The sequence below is a fragment of the Rhizobium sp. ZW T2_16 genome (assembly GCF_044987325.1).
Taxonomy (GTDB): Bacteria; Pseudomonadota; Alphaproteobacteria; order Rhizobiales; family Rhizobiaceae; genus Neorhizobium; species Neorhizobium cellulosilyticum.
Window position 1 is genome coordinate 320,946 of sequence record NZ_JBJDRG010000004.1, and the last position, 18,184, is coordinate 339,129.

Annotated in this window: 16 protein-coding genes; 10 read left to right on the plus strand and 6 right to left on the minus strand. The window is 59.1% G+C overall.

Features of this window, described 5'->3' with window-relative positions; genetic code table 11:
- Nucleotides 1-6: 6 nt before the first annotated feature.
- Complete coding sequence (locus ACI3K0_RS14355; RefSeq protein WP_148144531.1) at nucleotides 7-1,323, minus strand: replication-associated recombination protein A; 1,317 nt, start codon at nucleotides 1,321-1,323, stop codon at nucleotides 7-9.
- Between the two features lie 300 nt (nucleotides 1,324-1,623).
- Between ACI3K0_RS14355 and ACI3K0_RS14360 the strand changes: the two genes are divergently transcribed.
- From ACI3K0_RS14360 to nadC, 4 genes are all read left to right on the plus strand, one after another.
- Nucleotides 1,624-2,529, plus strand: coding sequence for an NrtR DNA-binding winged helix domain-containing protein (locus tag ACI3K0_RS14360; RefSeq protein WP_206827198.1), 906 nt, complete (start codon nucleotides 1,624-1,626; stop codon nucleotides 2,527-2,529).
- Between the two features lie 69 nt (nucleotides 2,530-2,598).
- Nucleotides 2,599-3,570, plus strand: a complete 972-nt coding sequence (nadA, locus tag ACI3K0_RS14365) for a quinolinate synthase NadA (RefSeq protein ID WP_206827197.1) — start codon at nucleotides 2,599-2,601, stop codon at nucleotides 3,568-3,570.
- On the plus strand, nucleotides 3,567-5,120 hold the full coding sequence (locus tag ACI3K0_RS14370; RefSeq protein ID WP_206827196.1) for an L-aspartate oxidase: 1,554 nt from the start codon (nucleotides 3,567-3,569) through the stop codon (nucleotides 5,118-5,120). Before nadA ends, ACI3K0_RS14370 begins: the two co-directional genes overlap by 4 nt.
- 15 nt (nucleotides 5,121-5,135) lie before the next feature.
- Nucleotides 5,136-5,981 (plus strand): carboxylating nicotinate-nucleotide diphosphorylase, encoded by an 846-nt coding sequence (gene nadC / locus ACI3K0_RS14375; RefSeq protein ID WP_404945490.1) that lies wholly within the window; start codon nucleotides 5,136-5,138, stop codon nucleotides 5,979-5,981.
- 224 nt (nucleotides 5,982-6,205) lie between these two features.
- Here the strand turns inward: nadC and ACI3K0_RS14380 are convergent, their stop codons facing one another.
- The 4 genes from ACI3K0_RS14380 to ACI3K0_RS14395 all read right to left on the minus strand — a co-directional run bounded on the left by ACI3K0_RS14380 (nucleotide 6,206) and on the right by ACI3K0_RS14395 (nucleotide 10,631).
- A complete protein-coding gene (locus tag ACI3K0_RS14380; RefSeq protein ID WP_148144526.1) occupies nucleotides 6,206-7,405 on the minus strand; it encodes an MFS transporter in 1,200 nt (399 codons plus the stop codon).
- A gap of 101 nt (nucleotides 7,406-7,506) precedes the next feature.
- Nucleotides 7,507-8,244: a LytTR family DNA-binding domain-containing protein gene (locus ACI3K0_RS14385; protein WP_148144525.1), complete on the minus strand. Its 738-nt coding sequence runs from the start codon at nucleotides 8,242-8,244 to the stop codon at nucleotides 7,507-7,509.
- Nucleotides 8,241-9,896, minus strand: a complete 1,656-nt coding sequence (locus ACI3K0_RS14390; protein ID WP_148144524.1) for a LytS/YhcK type 5TM receptor domain-containing protein — start codon at nucleotides 9,894-9,896, stop codon at nucleotides 8,241-8,243. Before ACI3K0_RS14390 ends, ACI3K0_RS14385 begins: the two co-directional genes overlap by 4 nt.
- Nucleotides 9,897-10,001: 105 nt before the next feature.
- Complete coding sequence (locus tag ACI3K0_RS14395) at nucleotides 10,002-10,631, minus strand: GntR family transcriptional regulator (RefSeq protein ID WP_206827190.1); 630 nt, start codon at nucleotides 10,629-10,631, stop codon at nucleotides 10,002-10,004.
- 113 nt (nucleotides 10,632-10,744) lie between these two features.
- Here ACI3K0_RS14395 and ACI3K0_RS14400 point away from each other — a divergent pair, with 113 nt between their 5' ends.
- Genes ACI3K0_RS14400 through ACI3K0_RS14420 form a run of 5 tightly spaced genes read left to right on the plus strand, consistent with a single transcriptional unit; the run spans nucleotide 10,745 to nucleotide 15,269 of the window.
- Entirely contained in the window at nucleotides 10,745-12,172 is a 1,428-nt protein-coding gene (locus ACI3K0_RS14400) for a M20 family metallopeptidase (protein WP_404945491.1), read from the plus strand.
- Nucleotides 12,169-12,888 (plus strand): ABC transporter permease, encoded by a 720-nt coding sequence (locus tag ACI3K0_RS14405; protein ID WP_148144521.1) that lies wholly within the window; start codon nucleotides 12,169-12,171, stop codon nucleotides 12,886-12,888. Before ACI3K0_RS14400 ends, ACI3K0_RS14405 begins: the two co-directional genes overlap by 4 nt.
- Complete coding sequence (locus ACI3K0_RS14410) at nucleotides 12,888-13,610, plus strand: ABC transporter permease (protein ID WP_148144520.1); 723 nt, start codon at nucleotides 12,888-12,890, stop codon at nucleotides 13,608-13,610. The genes ACI3K0_RS14405 and ACI3K0_RS14410 overlap by 1 nt, the downstream gene beginning before the upstream one ends.
- Entirely contained in the window at nucleotides 13,607-14,386 is a 780-nt protein-coding gene (locus ACI3K0_RS14415) for an ABC transporter ATP-binding protein (RefSeq protein ID WP_404945492.1), read from the plus strand. The genes ACI3K0_RS14410 and ACI3K0_RS14415 overlap by 4 nt, the downstream gene beginning before the upstream one ends.
- A 37-nt stretch (nucleotides 14,387-14,423) precedes the next feature.
- A complete protein-coding gene (locus tag ACI3K0_RS14420; RefSeq protein ID WP_148144519.1) occupies nucleotides 14,424-15,269 on the plus strand; it encodes a transporter substrate-binding domain-containing protein in 846 nt (281 codons plus the stop codon).
- Nucleotides 15,270-15,390: 121 nt separating this feature from the next.
- Here ACI3K0_RS14420 and ACI3K0_RS14425 read toward each other — a convergent pair whose 3' ends face one another.
- Entirely contained in the window at nucleotides 15,391-16,233 is an 843-nt protein-coding gene (locus tag ACI3K0_RS14425) for a D-hexose-6-phosphate mutarotase (RefSeq protein WP_404945493.1), read from the minus strand.
- 462 nt (nucleotides 16,234-16,695) lie between these two features.
- Here ACI3K0_RS14425 and ACI3K0_RS14430 point away from each other — a divergent pair, with 462 nt between their 5' ends.
- Entirely contained in the window at nucleotides 16,696-18,174 is a 1,479-nt protein-coding gene (locus ACI3K0_RS14430) for a DUF4173 domain-containing protein (protein WP_404945494.1), read from the plus strand.
- The last annotated feature ends 10 nt before the right edge of the window (nucleotides 18,175-18,184 follow it).

Sequence of the window (18,184 nt, forward strand, 5' to 3'; positions counted from 1 at the left end):
CCAATATCAGTGTTTGTCGCCGAAACGCCGCGCCGTGGCGCGGCCGGTCACCTGCTCCCAATGTTCGTCCGCCCGCCGCTCGAAGGTTGCGGCATCGCGCGCATCGCTCTGGTAGAAGGAGCCATGCGGCACGTCCGGCGCATAGACCTGATCGCTCCAGCCGCGACCATCGTCATGCGGAAAGGCATAACCGACGTGGCCGAGCGCCGCCGCTCCCTTGTAGTGCGCGTCGCGCAGATGCATCGGCACGGATGACGGCGCCTCGCTTGCCACATGGGCAAGCGCCAATGAAATGCCGCGGCAGGCGGAATTCGATTTCGGCGCGCGCGCCACATGAAGGGCTGCATGCGCAAGCACGATCTGCGCCTCCGGATAACCGATCTTCTCCACCGCATGAAGTGCGGCAACAGCCGTCTGCAACGCGGTGTTATCGGCCAGCCCGACATCTTCCGAGGCGTGGATCATGATGCGGCGGGCGATGTAGCGCGGATCCTCGCCGCCATGCACCAACCGCGCCAGCCAGTAGAGCGTTGCATCCGGATCCGAGCCACGCATGGATTTCACGAAGGCCGACACCACATCATAATGCGCGTCACCGGACCGGTCGTGATTGACCGGCGCCGCCGAATAGGCCTCATCGACCATCTCCTCCGTTATCACCACAGGCTTTCCCGAAGGATGGCCGACGGCAAGGCTTTCGAGCACGGTGAGAGCACGGCGCGCGTCTCCGCCGGAGCGACCGGCAATGCGCCGCAGCAGTGCCGGGGCAAGCTCAACCGCAATGCCTTTGCCGGCGAGATGATCGAGGCCGCGCCGCACGACCTCCTCCATCTCCTCGATCGCCAGGGGCTCCAGCTTCAGGATGGTCGATCGGGAAATCAGAGCGGGCGTCAGCGAGTGATAGGGGTTGCCGGTCGTCGCGCCGATGAAATCGGCAATCCCTTCCTCGCAGAGCGCCAGAAGATGATCCTGTTGCGTCGCACTGAACCGATGCACCTCGTCGGCGAACAGCAGCGTCGGCCGCATGCGCGCCTCGTCGGCAATCTTGCGGATATCGGCGACATTGTTATGCGCCGCATGCAGCGGCCTGAAATTCTTGCCCAGCATGTTGCCGATGGCGCGGGCAATCGAGGTCTTTCCAAGCCCGGGCGGGCCATAGAGAATGATGCTGCCCAGCCGCCCAGCAGCGATGCGCCGACGCAGCATCGTTCCTTCGCCGAGAACCTTCTCCTGACCGATGACGTCGTCGAGCGTCGTCGGACGCAATTCCGCCGCGAGCGGCATGGAGCCGGTACGGGGTGCGGCATCGAAAAGATCGGTCATGGGAGCCTCATCGAAAGGATTTCCATTCCGACGGCCGCATCTAAATTGCTGCCCGCCGGATCAGGTTCGTCTACCGGCCTCCGCAGGCTGGGTCAAATACAGCAATTCGCTCCGCGATCTGACGCGGATATTCAACTGGTTCATCCTCCGTCGCATTGACTGGCACGGTCAGGCTCTATGATCTCACATACCTGAACAACAACAGATATCCCCAATGCATTCATTCCCAAATTCTGCCCGCTCTGATAGCAAATCAAACAGGAGACATGACGATAGATTTGAGACCAGACAGGACCTCGTTTGCCGGATAGCCAAACACATATCGAGCTCATTGCCGCGCTGACTGCCGTGACGAGCGATGTTCCGCGTGTCATGACGGTAAAATCGGGAGAGGCGCTACCGTCTGGTCCGTTCGAGCTGGGGCACCGCAGCCTGCAATCGGGTTTGCGCGAATGGATTGGCGACCAGACCGGGCACCCAATCGGCTATCTCGAGCAACTCTACACATTCGCCGACCGGGATCGTTCATCGGCAGGGAGCGATGACGGCAGGACGATTTCGATCAGCTATCTTGGGCTTGTCCGCGAACAGGCCGCGCCCGGTGCAGGCAAGCCCGGCTGGCATGGCTGGTACGAATATTTTCCCTGGGAAGATCATCGCAATGGAAGACCCAATAGTCTGCAGTCCATCGCAGAAAGTCTGCACGCTTGGATCATCGCCGAGCCTTCCCGCCGCGAACATCGCCAGCGCCGAACCGATTTCGCCTTCGGGCTGGACGGCAGCCCTTGGAACGAAGACCTGACACTGCAGCGATATGAATTGCTTTACGAGGCCGGGATCGTGGCCGAGGCTGGGGGAAAAGCCGACCCTGCGACCGGACGCCCGATGTTTGCGGATCATCGCCGTATTCTTGCGACTGGAATCGCAAGGCTGCGCGCCAAGATCAAATATCGACCGGTCGTCTTCGAACTGATGCCGGAAAATTTCACACTGCTGCAGCTGCAGCGAACCGTCGAGTCGCTGGCGGGGCTGACACTGCACAAACCAAATTTCCGGCGGCTCATAGATCAACAGGAGTTGATCGAGGAAACCGGCGGCATGAGCAGCGAAAGCGGTGGCCGTCCGGCAAAGCTCTTTCGTTATCGGCATGCGGTCCTCGAAGAACGTGCCCTGTCGGGTTCGAAACTTCCGCTCTCGCGTAATTGACATAATCTCGAATCGAGAATAACTATTTGCCGCACATATACTCAAATAGAGTATTAAAGGGGGTTATCGATGAATTCGCCGATTTCCATGTCGTCGCTCTATGAGCGCGTTCGCAGAGTGATGCCTGAAGCGGAGTGGTTGTCGCACCAGGAAAACGTTAAAACGATCCTCGAGTTGAAACGAAGCCGTAATGCGGTAATCCTCGCACATAACTACCAGACACCGGAAATCTTCCATGGCGTTGCCGATATCGTTGGCGACAGTCTGGCGCTCGCTCGCAAGGCAATCGATGTAGAGGCAGACGTGATCGTTCTGGCCGGCGTTCATTTCATGGCGGAAACCGCAAAGCTGCTCAACCCGGAAAAAACCGTGCTCATCCCGGACATGGGCGCCGGCTGTTCGCTGGCAGAATCCATCACGCCGGAAGACGTGGCGCTTCTGCGTCAGGCCCATCCCGGCGTGCCGGTCATCACCTATGTCAACACGTCGGCGGCCGTCAAAGCGGCGTCGGATATATGCTGCACGTCAGGCAACGCAAAGAAGGTTGTCGAATCCCTCGGTGTGTCGAAAGTCCTGATGATCCCGGATGAATATCTGGCACAAAACGTGGCCCGCGAGACAGATGTCGAGATCATAGCCTGGCACGGCCATTGCGAAGTGCATGAGCTTTTTACCTCCCAGGATGTGCGCGACCTGCGTGATGCGCATCCCGGCATCACCATTCTGGCGCATCCCGAATGTCCACCTGACGTGGTGGCGGCAGCTGATTTTGCCGGCTCCACGGCTGTCATGTCGGACTATGTCGGAGCCAAGAGCCCGGCGCGCGTCGTTCTTCTGACGGAGTGCTCGATGAGCGACAACGTCGCGGTCGACCATCCAGGCGTGGAATTCATCAGACCCTGCAACCTCTGCCCGCATATGAAGCGCATCACGCTCTCCAATATCCGCCAGGCGTTGGAAGAAAATCGCCATGAAGTGACAGTCGATCCCGCCGTGGCAGCAGGCGCACGGCTTGCTGTCGAAAGGATGCTGGCGATATGACGGAGTATCTCGATCGCTTCGCCGACCAAGTCGTGGTGGTCGGAAGCGGGCTCGCGGGACTGGTCACGGCGTTGACGCTGGCGCCGCAGCCGGTTCTGCTCCTGACACGGGCGGCACTGGGGGCCGAAAGCTCCAGCGCATGGGCGCAAGGCGGCATCGCCGCAAGCCTTGGCGATGACGACAGCGTCGGCCTGCATCTAGCAGACACGCTGGCAGCAGGCGACGGATTGTGTGACGCCGACGTCGCGGCTGCGATCCTCGCAGACGCACCGGCCGCGATCGCATCGCTTGAGAGTTTCGGCGTGCAGTTCGACCGGAGCCCTGACGGAGCCTATTTGCTTGGACTGGAGGCTGCACATTCACGGCACCGCATCGCCCATGTCGCCGGCGACGGATCGGGAGCTGCGATTGTGCACGCCCTCGTGGAGAAGGTTAGCCGCACACCATCGATCACAGTCATGGAAGGCATCGAAGTCCGCCGCTTGCTGAAGACAGATGATGTGTTGTCCGGTCTTATCTGCGCAAGCCGATCGGGGCCTCTCGTCATTCCTGCAACGCGGATCGTTCTCGCCACGGGCGGACTTGGCGGTCTTTACGAAACGACCACGACCCCGAGCGGCAATTACGGGCAAGGCATCATGCTCGCCGCCCGTGCCGGCGCCAAGCTTGCCGACATGGAATTCGTACAATTCCATCCAACCGCGCTCGACGCCGCCAACTGGTCCGCCGGGCGGCCGCTGGCACTTGTCAGCGAGGCGGTGCGTGGCGAGGGCGCTATTCTTGTCAATGACAGGAACGAGCGGTTTCTGGCCGATCAACCGGCTGCCGAGCTTGCCCCACGCGATGTCGTTGCCAGAGCTATCAGCGCCGAAATTGCCAAAGGCAGCAGGGTGTTCCTCGATGCGAGAGAGGCTTTGGGGCAAGGCTTTGCCAACCGTTTCCCGACAATAACGCTTCTATGCCGAGAAGCCGGTGTTGACCCGTTGCGAGAGCGCATTCCCGTTCGGCCTGCCGTTCACTATCACATGGGCGGCGTCGCAACCGATCGTCAAGGACGCAGTACTCTCGATGGCCTCTGGGTTGTCGGCGAGGCCGCCTCGACCGGCCTGCATGGCGCAAACCGCCTAGCCAGCAACTCGCTTCTTGAAGCCGCGGTCATGGGCATGAACGCCGCCCGCGATATCCTTGCGAGGCCAAGGTCAATGGCCCCGATATGCAACGCGATCGAGCTGCCGGTATCATCGGATCTTTCGTTTGTACGACCCATCGTCTCTCGCAGTCTCGGTGTGCTGCGCAATTCACAGACGATGAGATCTGCGATCGGAAGCCTGCTGCCATTGGTGGAACAGGATGGGGCGGCGGCAGATCCCGCTCTTGTCGCTATTTCCATCGCCGTCTTTGCATTAATGCGGGAAGAGTCACGTGGCGCCCATGCCCGAACCGATTACCCGCTCAGCCTCCCGGACGCTCGGCGCCAAAGAATGACACTCAGTGCAGTGCTGGCCGCCGCGCGCCAAATGGCGCCCCTATCCCTCATTCACAGTGCTTAAAGAGCGACATACGAGATGATTGCAACGCTTCCCCGGATCGTTATCGAACCCACAGTACGCAACGCCCTAATCGAGGACTTGGGACTTGCCGGCGATATTACGTCAGCAGCTGTTATTCCTGTAGGACATCGCTCACGCCTTGCAATGGTCAGCCGCAACCCAGGCGTGATTGCCGGTCTCGATGCCGCCGAGCTTGCGTTTCAACTCATAGATCCGGCGGTTGGCATGGTTCGCCATATGGAGGACGGTTCTGTGGTGAAGCCCGGCGATGTGATCGCCACCATCGAAGGGCCTTCCTGCGCCTTGCTGACCGGCGAACGTACTGCACTGAACTTTCTCGGCCACCTCTCCGGTATAGCGACCGTGACAACGAGCATCGTGTCAGCCATATCAGGCAGCAAAGCGTCGGTCGTCTGCACCCGCAAGACGACCCCGGGATTAAGGTCGCTCGAAAAATACGCAGTACGAGCCGGGGGCGGCATGAACCATCGTTTCGCGCTGAACGATGCGGTTCTCATCAAGGACAATCATATCGCGATTGCCGGCGGCATTGCAGAAGCTATCCGGCGCGCGAAGGCGGGCGTTGGGCACATGGTCAAGATAGAAGTTGAGGTCGACACGCTCGATCAGCTGCTAGAAGCCCTGCAGATCGGGGTAGATGCCGTCCTGCTCGACAACATGACGCCGGTCCAATTGCGTCAGGCGGTCGATCTCGTCGCCGGTCGGGCGATTACCGAGGCTTCCGGCAATATCAATCCGACGACAGCAGCTGAAATCGCTGCCTCCGGCGTGGATCTGCTATCAGTCGGCTGGATCACCCATAGCGCACAGGTGCTGGATATCGGATTGGACTACATTTAGAGCGCGATATGCCTCGACGATATGAAGTTTGCCGTCCGAACGCCGCACAAGAAACCCGACAAGACGCCCACCCTCAAGGCGATCGGGCCAGAGCTTTGACCGGCCATCTACAGCTGCATATTTCCAAAGCCTCGCCAATGGCGAGGCTTTGAAGCGTTGGCTGCACGCGGCCAGGATGGCTTCAGATATCACGAAGTGAAGACATCTGAAGGATTTCTCGACGTTCAATGTACGGTCGCGGTCTTTGCGTGATGCGACCGGCTTGGCCAAAGGCTGATCGAGCACAGAAGCGAGGCGAACAGCAGCAGCAGCGACAGGTAGAATGTCGGCAGGAAGCCGCCGAGGACGAAGGAAACGATCGAACCGACGACACTGCCGATACCGAAGCCCAGATAGATCAGGCCGTAGTTGCGGGCGAGGTTGGTCAGGCCGAAGAAATCGCTGACGAGGCCCGGATAGACGGTGATCGTTCCGCCGAACGAGAAGGCAACGCAGGCGACAGCGAAGAAGAACGAATATTCATTCAGCGGCACGAAAAGCAGCATGGCCATGCCGGTCAGGGCGCAGGCAAGCGCGATACTGATGATGTGGATACGGGCAATCTTGTCCGACAAGATGCCGAGAACGAGCCTGCCCAGCAGGTTAGCGGCAGCGATGATGGCGACGGTATCGGCTGCAACCGAAGTCGACAGGCCGACGTAACGCTCACCGACATCCTTTGCGACACCGATCAGGTATAGGCCACTCATGCAGACGGTGAGGAACATCAGCGCCAGCAGCCAGTACCTTGGCTGACGGACGGCCTCTGCCAACGTGTAATCCCTTGCGCCGGCACCGGCTGTCTGAGCACGGGTTTGCGGAGCCTCGCTGATGAGCAGCGCGCCGCCGACAACCAGAACCAGGGCCGCAATCGCCCACAGGCCGAAAGCGCTTTCCATGCCGAAACGGTTGATCAGCTCGAGGTTCAGGTATTTGAAGCCGAGACTGCCGAGACCATAGGCGCCGATCGAAAATGCCGAAGCCAGGCCCTTGCGCTCGGGAAACCATTTGACGCAATTCGACAGGGTGAGCAGATAGCCGGCGCCATCGGCCGCGCCGATCAGAATGCCGCCGTAGATATAGAGCAGCGCGAGATTGCTTGCCGTCGAGGTCAGATAAAGGCCGAGGCCAAGCGCAAGGCCGGCGGTGATTGCGACGCTGCGAAGCCCGAACTTCTCCTGCAGTTTTCCCGAGAGCGACGAGCCGACGGCAAGTGCCAGGCTCAGCAGACCGAAGGTGAACGCAACCTGGGTCAGCGGCTGCGAAAGCTTGGCTGAAAGTCCCTCGTTGAACAGGCTCCATGTGTAGACCGAACCGAGGCCGAACTGGCACAAAATGGTGCCGACAAGTGTGAAATAACGCTTTGAATTGGAAAGAGCGGTCATCCGCGTTTCCTCCTTTATGAATATGGAGGAAACCTAGGCCGCTCTTTATTCCGCCTGTTCGAAAAAGGCGTGAACTGCACGATCGGTGGAATGAATGGCAGTCAGAGCTGCATGAGTTGCTTGAACTCTTTCAAGTGAGACCGGCTGACCGGAATTTCGACATCATCGAAATTGTGCAGCTTGATGACATAGGTACCATTGAACCACGGTGAGATCTCGCGGATCTTGGACGTGTTGATGCACCAGGAGCGATGGCAGCGGAAGAATGTGTCTGCCGGCAGCTTTTCGGCGAAATCGCCGATGCTGGTCGGAATGACGAAATGCCCTTTGACGGTATGTACATAGGTCAGCTTCTCGTCGGCACGGGCGTAATAGATAAGGTCCGCCGGCAGCACGAGGATGCTGTCCTTGCGCGGAATGTTGACCGTGCGCTTGGCTGCGGTAACCGGCTGGGGTACCGGCTCCGCCGATGCTGCCGGGGCCGGTTGATTTTCCAGCTTCTTCAGCGTGTTGGCGACACGCTGCTCATTGAAGGGCTTGAGGATATAATCGAACACTTCGAGCTCGAAGGCTTCGGCCGCATGTTCCTTGTAAGCCGTGACGATGACGATCTTGGGCGGATTGCTCTGCTTGTGAAGGCTGCGCGCCAGCGTCATCCCGTCGATCGACGGAATGTTGATGTCGAGAAACACGACGTCGAGATCATGTTCCTGCATATAACGCAGGGCCGCAAGGCCATCTTCCTGCGTTGCCACGACCTCGATGGAACTATGGTTCTCGATCAACCATTTCAGCTCGTCCCGCGCCAGATATTCGTCTTCAACGATCAGGGCCTTCATGCGGCTTCCTTGTTTTCGAGCGGCAGATCGAAGCTCACGGACGTACCCGGTTCAAGCCTCTGGATCGTCAGCCCCTGGCCATGCAGCAGCTTCAGGCGCTCATTCACGTTCATCAGACCAATCCGGTCGCGCACGGCCTGGCCATTGGCAACCGCTTCGATGACTTCGGGATCGATACCCTTGCCCGTATCGCGAATGGTGACATTGACCCGATCGGTAAGGCGCTTCACTGCGATATGGACTTCGCCCGGCTTCGGCTGTGACTGGATGCCGTGCAGGATGGCGTTTTCGACCAGCGGCTGAAGTGAGAGGCTTGGGATCTCGACATTCACGTCATCAACATCGAACGTGACCGTCAATTTTGGCCCGAAACGCGCCTGCTCGATCGCCACATAGTCCTGCACCTGCCGCAACTCGTCCTTTATGTCGATCATGCCGTCGCTGAGCGAGAGGTTCTGGCGCAGATAATCCGCAAGCTTGGCAATCACCTGCCGCGCCTCGTCGGGGCGAAGCCTTACAAGAGACGAGATGGCGTTGAGCGCATTGAAAAGGAAATGCGGATTGATCTTGCTCTGAAGTGCGCGGAATTCCGCCTTTGCCGCCATCTCGCGCAGAGCTTTTACGCGCGACAGTTCCATCTGCGTCGAGATCAGCTGCGACAGGCCGACACCGAGTTCACGCAGTGAATCCGTGATCATGTCCGGCTTGGCGAAGAAGATCTTCAGCGTGCCGGTGACAAGGCCGTTCTCGCGCAGCGGCACGATCGCCACGGAACGGAAATCCGCGGCCGGATAACGATGCAGGTTGTTGTCGATGGTGATACGGTCGTTGCGGATGGCATCGGCCGTCAGTTCACTCAGATGCTTGTGCTTTTTCTCGTCGTAATATTCGTGACCGATACCGACATAGGCAAGGACATGGTCGCGGTCGGTGATCGCCACCGCGTCCGCCCCCAGGCATTCGTGAATCACGCCGCAGACCTTTGCGAAAGTATCATCCTGCACGTTCTGGAAAAACGGCAGGGTTCGGTTGGCGATGATGAGTGCAAGCTTTGCCTCATGGGCTGCCGTCAGCTCCTTCTCGTCCTCGATATCCTGAATGCGCTTGATGATCATCCCGGTACACATGGAGCCGATGATCATCGGCCAGGCGATTTCCGCAACGATCGCGCTGCCGACACCAACTGGGGCCAGAAGCAGGATGAGCAGCATGGTCAGGCATTCGCAGGCCATGCCGGCAAGGCTGCCGGTCAGCCAAAGCCACCTGCGGCGACCGCGATAGTGGATAACGGTCGATAGAAGCCCGGCGCAGATGCTGCTGATCAGGCAGGCGGTTGCCGACGGGCCGTGGATGTCGATCAGGAAACGGTGCAGGCCGGAAATGATGCCTGCGGGGATGCCGACCCACGGCCCAAACAGAATACCGCCGGACATGATGGCGATGGTGCGGACGTTGACGAGCGCGCCTTCGACCGGAATGCCCATATAGGTGCCGCCGACCGCAAAGCCGGAAAACAGTGCGGACAGAAAGGCAAGTTCAAGCCCGCTGAGCCTGCCTTTCCAGAGCACGTTCTTGAAAAGGCGCGTGCGTCCGAGAAAGAACAGCACCATCAGCATCAGCGCTGCGCGTTCGAAAAGAGCAAGTAGAATCATAATGAACCGAAAAACGAGCGAGTGAACCGAATCTCGGCCGCTCTGAATGGGTCGAATTGAAAAACTGACGGGATTGTGCGACTTTTGAGCAGGAATTGAAACCGGCTATTTCTGCCGGATGTGCCGCTCGATGAGTGTCCTCAGCCGCATCTCGTCCTGGTCTTCGATTGCATTGACCATCTCGTGGTGTTCCGCAGCCGAAACCTCGATCCTCGATCGCGTATGCCACTGCGACACCGGGGCGGAGGACGTACGCTGCCGCAGTTCCGCAATCACGCTGTGCAGTTCCACGTTTCCGGCAAGATCGACATAAGCGCGGTGAAAGGCGAGGTTTGCCTCGTAAAGCTCGAGCACCGTGCCCGAAAGAAGCAGGCCCTGAAACCGGTTCGCCAGATCTCTGAGACCCGCGATATCCGCCGTCGTCGCATGTGCAATGACTTTTCCGGCAATACCGGTCTCCAGCATGATGCGGATCTCGGCGATATCGTCCCACTGCTTTCCGTCACTCAGATAGACATGATAGCCGCGATTGGGGACATGCTCGACAACCCGCTTGAGGGCGAGACGATCGAGTGCGCGGCGAATTTCGTTGCGGCCGCGGCCATAACGCGTCTCGAGATCGATCTGCTTGAGCCACGTGCCGGGCGCATATATGCCGGACTGAATATCCTGCAGGATCAACTGGGTCGCATCCCGCTCTCCATCCACGTCGGTAACCGTCTGGGAACCCGTCATCACCACTCTCGAAGCCCGCATACCTGCTCAATAAATAATCAAAAAGAAATGTTGCGCAAATGTTATTCCGTAAATAGGATTGGTACCAATTTTGTCAACAAAAGACCGATAGCATGAAAAATTCCGACGCCGTCTGGGAACTCGTCGACAACAAGACGCCCGATTATGCCCGCCTCGCCGACCAGGTATGGGACACACCAGAGGTGAATTACGAGGAATTTTCTTCCAGTGAAGCGCATGCGGCACAGCTTGAGGCGGAAGGTTTTCGGATCATCCGCAATGTCGCAGGCATGCCGACAGCGGTGATGGGCGAAGCCGGCGAAGGCGGCCCGGTCATCGCCATTCTTGGTGAATACGATGCCCTGCCCGGCCTCAGCCAGGAAGCCGGTCTCGCCGAAGAGCGCCCGCTGGTCGCCGGCGGTCACGGCCATGGCTGTGGGCATAACCTGCTTGGTTCCGGCTCCCTGCTCGCGGCAGCAGCCGTCAAGGATTACCTCGCCGCCAACAACCTGCCCGGCCGTATCCGTTATTATGGCTGCCCGGCGGAAGAAGGCGGCTCCTCGAAAGGTTTCATGGTTCGCGCCGGCGTGTTCGATGATGTCGATATCGCCATCTGCTGGCATCCGGCCGCTTTTGTCGGCGTCAACAATCCGGTCTCGCTTGCCTGCAATGAGCTGAATTTCCATTTTTCCGGCCGCGCATCGCATGCGGCTGCCACGCCCCACCTCGGACGTTCCGCTCTCGATGCTGTCGAGCTGATGAATGTCGGCGTCAATTATCTGCGCGAACACATGCCGTCGAGCGCACGCATTCACTACGCCGTCACGGATACTGGCGGCCATGCCCCGAACGTCGTCCAGGCCCGTGCCACGGTCCGTTACCTTGTGCGCGCACGCGACCTGCCGGACCTCCTCGAACTCGTGGATCGCGTCAAGGATGTCGCAGCCGGCGCTGCCCTGATGACCGGCACGACAGTCAGAAGCGAAATCATAAGCGGTGACGCCAACCTCGTCGGCAACACGCCGCTCGAGACCCTGATGCACGGCCATATCGAGCGTATCGGCCTGCCGGATTTCGATGATGCCGATCGCGCCAAGGCTGCCGAATTCCAGAAGACGTTCACGCCGGCCGACATCAAGTCGTCCTTCCAGCGTTTCGGTCTCAAACCCCGCTCCGGCGTGTCGCTCTGCGACGTGATCTTCCCGCCGGAAAGCGGCGATACATCGATCGTCGGCTCCACCGATGTCGGCACCGTCAGCTGGGTGGTTCCGACCGTGCAGGTGCGCGGCGCCACTTACGCAATCGGCACGCCCGGCCATTCCTGGCAGCTGGTCGCGCAGGGCAAGCTGCCGGCAGCCCACAAGGGCATGGCCCATGCAGCCAAGGTCATGGCCTCGACGGCTGCGGATCTCTTCGCAAATCCAGAACGGATTGCCGAGGCAAAGGCCGATTTCGCCTATCGCCTCGAAGGCACGCCCTTCGTCAACCCGATCCCGGATGACGTCGATCCTCCGATCCCGCTCGTCCAGGATGCTGCATGACACAACCCTCCTTTCTCGATCTGATCGGCAGCGGGCCGGATGGCTGGGGACCGGCGCTTGCCGCCGGTGCGATGATGACGATCCTGATCGCGCTCGCAGGCTATGCCATCGGCATGGTCTTCGGCGCGCTCGGCGCATGGGCAAAGATTGCAGGCGGACCGGTTGCCCGCGGCGTTGCCGGCACCTACACCACGGTGCTGCGCGGCATTCCTGATCTGCTCGTCATCTACCTCTTCTATTTCGGCGGCAGCACGGTCATTTCCGCCTTCGGCCATCTCTTCGGCGCAAGCGGCTTCATCAGCTTTCCCGGTTTTCTCGCCGGTGCACTCGCCGTCGGCGTCACCTCCGGCGCTCAGCAGACGGAAGTGTTTCGCGGCGCCTACAAGGCCGTCCATGCCGGCGAACTTGAAGCGGCGATTGCCTGCGGCATGCCTCCCTTCCTGCGCTTTCGCCGCATCATCGCGCCGCTGACCTTGCGCTACGCCCTGCCCGGCATGGGCAATGTCTGGCAGATCGTGCTGAAGGAATCCGCCCTCGTGTCGATCACCGGCGTTGTCGAATTGCTGCGCCAGTCGCAGATTGGTGCCGGCTCCACCGGTCGCCCTTTCGACTTCTATTTCATCGCCGCCATGATCTATCTCGCCATCTCGACCTTGTCGGGCGCGCTGCTGCAGTTCAGCGAAAAGCAGTTCACCCGCGGTGTCCGGAGGGGCTGATGGATTTCCTGTTTCTCTACGAGACGTTTGTCACGCTGATCTCGGCCATTCCGACGACGCTGCAACTGGCTGCAACATCGGTGGCTTTGGGAACCGTCCTCGCACTCGGGCTGGCGCTCTGCCGGCTCTCCGGCATTGCCCCTCTCGACTGGTTCGCCCGCGCTTATATTTTCATCTTCCGCGGCACGCCGCTGCTCGTGCAGATCTTCCTGATCTATTACGGCCTCAGCCAGTTCCGCGGCGTACGCCGCAGCATGTTCTGGTTTATCCTGCGCGATCCCTACTGGTGCGCGATCATCGCGCTGATGCTATGCACCGCCGCCTATTCCGCCGAAATCATCCGCGGCGGCCTGCTGTCCGTACCGCATGGCCAGGTGGAAGCCGGCCGCGCCTGCGGAATGTCACGTTTTCTGGTGTTCCGCCGCATCGTCATGCCGCTGGCAATCCGCCAGTCGCTGCCGGCCTATTCCAACGAGATCATCTCCATGGTCAAGGCGACCTCGCTCGCCTCGATCATCACCATCATGGAAGTGACGGGCGTTGCCGCGAAGCTGATTTCCGAAACCTACCGGGCGATCGAAGTCTTTATCGTTGCAGGCGCGATCTATCTCGCCATCAATTTCCTGCTCACCCGCATCGTCGTCCTGACAGAATATCGCCTGAGCCCGCATTTGCGACAAGCGCCCAGCCTTCAGCCCGTTGCGGCAGGAGAAATGAAATGACCGCAATGACACCCAATACTACACCTGCGATCGAGGTCCGCGGACTGCGCAAGAGCTTCGGCCCGGTCGAAGTGCTGAAAGGCATAGACCTGACGGCGCATGAGGGCGAAGTCATCTCCATTCTCGGTTCGTCCGGTTCCGGCAAATCGACCATGCTTCGCTGCATCAACATGCTGGAAACACCCGATGCCGGCGATATCAGCGTGGCTGGCGAAAAAATATCTCTCAAGCGCGATGCAAGGGGTCACGGGCATATTGTCGACCGTCGGCAGGTCGAACGCATCCGCTCCGAACTCGGCATGGTGTTCCAGAGCTTCAATCTCTGGTCCCACAAGACGGTGATCGAGAACATCATCGAGGCGCCGATCCATGTGCAGAAACGGCCGAAGGCCGATGTGATCGCCGAAGCCGAAGCGCTGCTCGAAAAGGTCGGCATTGCCGACAAGCGCAATCATTATCCCTCGCATCTTTCCGGCGGCCAGCAGCAGCGTGCGGCAATTGCACGAGCGCTCGCCATGCGCCCCAAGGTCATGCTGTTCGACGAGCCGACATCGGCGCTCGACCCGGAACTGGTCGGCGAGGTCCTGCGTGTCATGCGCTCGCTTGCCGACGAGGGCCGCACGATGCTGGTCGTCACCCACGAAATGGGCTTTGCCCGCGACGTATCCAGCCGGGTGATCTTCCTCCATCAGGGCGCAATCGAGGAACAGGGTAGCCCGGAGGAGATGTTCACCCACGCGCAGTCGGAGCGTTTTCGCAAATTCATCAACGCCTGAGACCAATGAATACCCAACAAGGAGACGGGTAACGACAATGACAATCATCAAGACACTGGCTGCCGGCATGTTCGCAGCGATGACGCTTGCGACCGGCGCTTTCGCGCAGGAAAAGACGGAAATCACCATCGCCACCGAAGGTGCATTTCCTCCCTATAACCTCACCCGCCCGGATGGCACGCTGGACGGGTACGATGTCGAGCTGGCGCACTATCTGTGTGATCACATGAAGATCAAGTGCACCATCGTTGCCCAGGCTTTCGACGGCATGATCCCCGCGCTTAACGCCGGCAAGTTCGACGCCATCATGGCCGGCATGTCCGCCACCGAAAAGCGTAAGGAAGTCATCGATTTCTCGATGTCCTACGGCAGCACCGGCCAGGCTTTCGCCGTGCTGAAGGACAGCGACCTTTCCAGCATGCCGCTGAAGGACGCGCTTTATTCGCTCTCCAGCAATCAGGAAGGCGCACGCAAGGCCGTCGAAGAGCTGAAGCCGCTTTTGAAGGGCAAGATCATCGGCGTGCAGACCGCCTCGATCGCGTCGCGCTTCATCGACGAATATCTCAAGGACACCGTCGAAAAGCGCGAATACAAGACCACCGAACAGCATGACCTCGACCTGATCGCCGGCCGCGTCGACGTGATCATGGCGTCGATGGGCTATCTGAAGACCGCCGTCGAAAAGCCGACCAACAGCGATATCGAAATCGTCGGCCCGCGCTTCCAGGGTGGCTTCCTCGGCGCCGGCAGCTCCGTCGGCCTGCGCAAGAGCGATACGGCCCTGAAGGCTAAGTTCGACGAGGCGATCACCGCCGCCAAGGCTGACGGCACGCTGAAGACCTTGTCGATGAAATGGTTCGGCTTCGATCTGACCCCGCAATAATTCTGCGATCGAGGGGCAGGCGCCGCTGAAAGCGCGGCGCCTGCCCCTCACGAAAGATTTTTTACCGACATTAAAGACGGTAATCACACTACGAATGATCGCCTGCGGCGCATTCCGGAATTTATCGATCGCCTTGAATATCTTCCATTTTCTGGACCCCGCGCCACGTTGCGCCAGGAGCAAGAGAGATAGGCGCGTCAATAGCCGCAGCCTCGACGCAGACAAAATGCCGCCAGGCATCATCGGGCAGATCGGCGATGGTGGCGCAACGTTCCGGGCCAGGATTCCATACCACGGTATCGGGCATGCCCTGCGTAGAAATCCGTAACTGACGAGCGCCCTCTTCGAGGGTGAGTGCCCCCGTGGTGTTGTAATAAATGCGGTCGAGCGGGCGGTCGATCAGCAACCGCGCGCTCGTCTCAGTATCGATGACATTTTCCTTTAGCTTGTCCAGATAGCGGACATTCTGCAAGCCCGCGATGGCTACGTTCGCGATCTCTGTCACCCGGAAGTAAGTGTGGATCGCTGCGGTAAAGGAGAAAACCTCAGCCCCTGTATTCGATACCGAAAAAACGATCTCCAGGCTGTGGTCCGCAACTGTCACTTGAAGTTCAGCTTGGAAAGCGTGCGGCCACAGCGCGCGAGTCTCGTCTGTGTCGCGAAGCTGTAACCGCGCAATCTCGGCGCCATCTCCACCGCCCGGAACCGGCGTCCAGATCTGGTTGCGGAAGAAACCGTGCAGCGGCAGATCGCCGAGGGTGGAGAATTGCGGAAAGCAGATTGGCGCGCCGCCACGCACCGCGCTACCCGGAGAAAAATCGGCCAGCTCCGACAGATAGATGTTCTCCGTACCTTTCGCAGACTGCCAGGAAGCCAGTTGAGCGCCATGATGCAGAACGGCGGCCGCCGCGCCTCCCGGTGTCGTCAGGTACGATTTCGAGGGAGCTGGTTGAAATGAATTCATGATGTCTTTCTCTTCCCATGGAGCCGCGCCAGGCGACGTTGTCATTTTTGTACAGCAGACACATGGAGTTGAGTATGCGGCAAAGCTACCACGTACGGTCAGCGGAGCTTGGCTGCACGATCCTGCTTCAAGCCCGCCAGCGCCATTTGTGGAAAGCCCGTTTTAAGATTATCTGCCGGAGAACATGCATTCTCCCAAAGGCATCTCGATGAAGTCGGCTCGGTTCGGACCAAAATCCTGAATATCTCCTCATGGCCTGCACATAATCTGCAAATGCCATGGGCATTCTGCCGACATGAAAAAGCACCTCATTCCCGATCGCTCCACCCTTCCCCGCTTGCCCTATCGCCTCCTCGCCGAGGACTGGTGGCTTGGAGAAGATTTTCGCCGTGAAGGCCCAGATCCATCTGTCGGCCGCGGTGAGGAAATTCATCTCCATTGGCATGAGCGCGGAATTCAACCATGCAACTGACCCATCCCCAATTCATCATTACGAACGCCTTCTCAAACGGCAAGAGGCGTGTAGCCGTTCTTGCCGCGACGGTCGCACTTGCGGATTTTCTCTCTTTCAGACAAGCATTTGGCCTGAATCTTTTTCTTTTGCCGATCTTACTTACTTGCGCCATTCTGATTTCGGCACGCAAACCGACGCATCCAGTTACCGCCGCTGTCTATCTCTGCCTCTCCGCCATCGCATCAGCACCATTGCTGGAAGCACCGACGGCGAGCGGGTTCATTATCTCGATGGCAGCAGTGATCCTTATCGCCCTCAAAGCCGCAAAACTTCTGCCGAAAAGACCGGGCGCAATCCCTCTCGTTCTTCTGCGTTTCATGCCATCGATGTTGACCGGATTGCCGAAAACCTACCGACGATATTCACGTTCTCTATCCGGTCGAACGATCTTTGGTGCAGCGCTGAAATCGCTTACCGGCTGGATGCTGCCACTCGGTATGGGGCTGGTTTTCCTGCTTCTGTTCAGCGCCGCCAATCCGTTGATCGAGATGGGCCTTCACACTATCGATCTGCGGTTCATGTTGAACCTGCTCGATATCAGCCGGCTGGCGTTCTGGCTGGCTGCGGCAAGCTTGATCTGGGCTATGATACGCCCACGATTGACACCAAAACGCAGGCGATCGTCGATAGATCCCGTGGGGGATAGCCCAATAACCGGCCTCCTCGATCACAGGGCACTTGTCCGCTCCCTGGCGATATTCAATCTGCTCTTTGCCATGCAAACCGCGCTCGACCTCATCTACCTTTGGGGCGGTGCAGAATTGCCGGCAGGAATGAGCCATGCCGAATATGCACATCAAGGCGCCTATCCATTGGCGGCAACCGCATTGCTGGCCGCAGCATTCGTGCTCATTGCCATGCGCCGGGGCGGGCCAGGGGACGCGAGCCGATTAATTCGCGCTCTCGTCATTGCATGGATCATCCAGAACGTCCTTCTCTGCCTGTCATCCATTCTAAGGCTCGATCTTTACGTGGAAGCCTATTCGCTGACGCATCTGCGGCTTGCTGCGGGTGTGTGGATGGGACTGGTTGCAACCGGCCTGATGTTCATCCTCTTGCGGATAGCATTGCGACGTTCCAACGAATGGCTGATTTCGATGAACCTCTTAACTTTGGCAACAGTTCTATACTTTGGGGCATTCCTCGACTCTTCAGCGTTTATCGCGCGGTTCAATGTCGAGAACAGTCTGGAATTTTCCCAACATGGAACGCCACTGGATATCCACTATCTTGCCTCGCTTGGCCCCTCAGCCATTCCGGCGCTTGATCTTTACCTATCCGCCGCGCCCGAAGATGGCGACAAAAGACGTCTGGCAAGCTTTGCGAGACAGCACCTTGCTTTCCCGATCACATCGCGGCCCCAGGCGTGGCGCAGCTGGAGCTACCGGCAAGAGAGGATGAAAAACTATTTGCTGACAAGGCTTTGATTGGGCCATG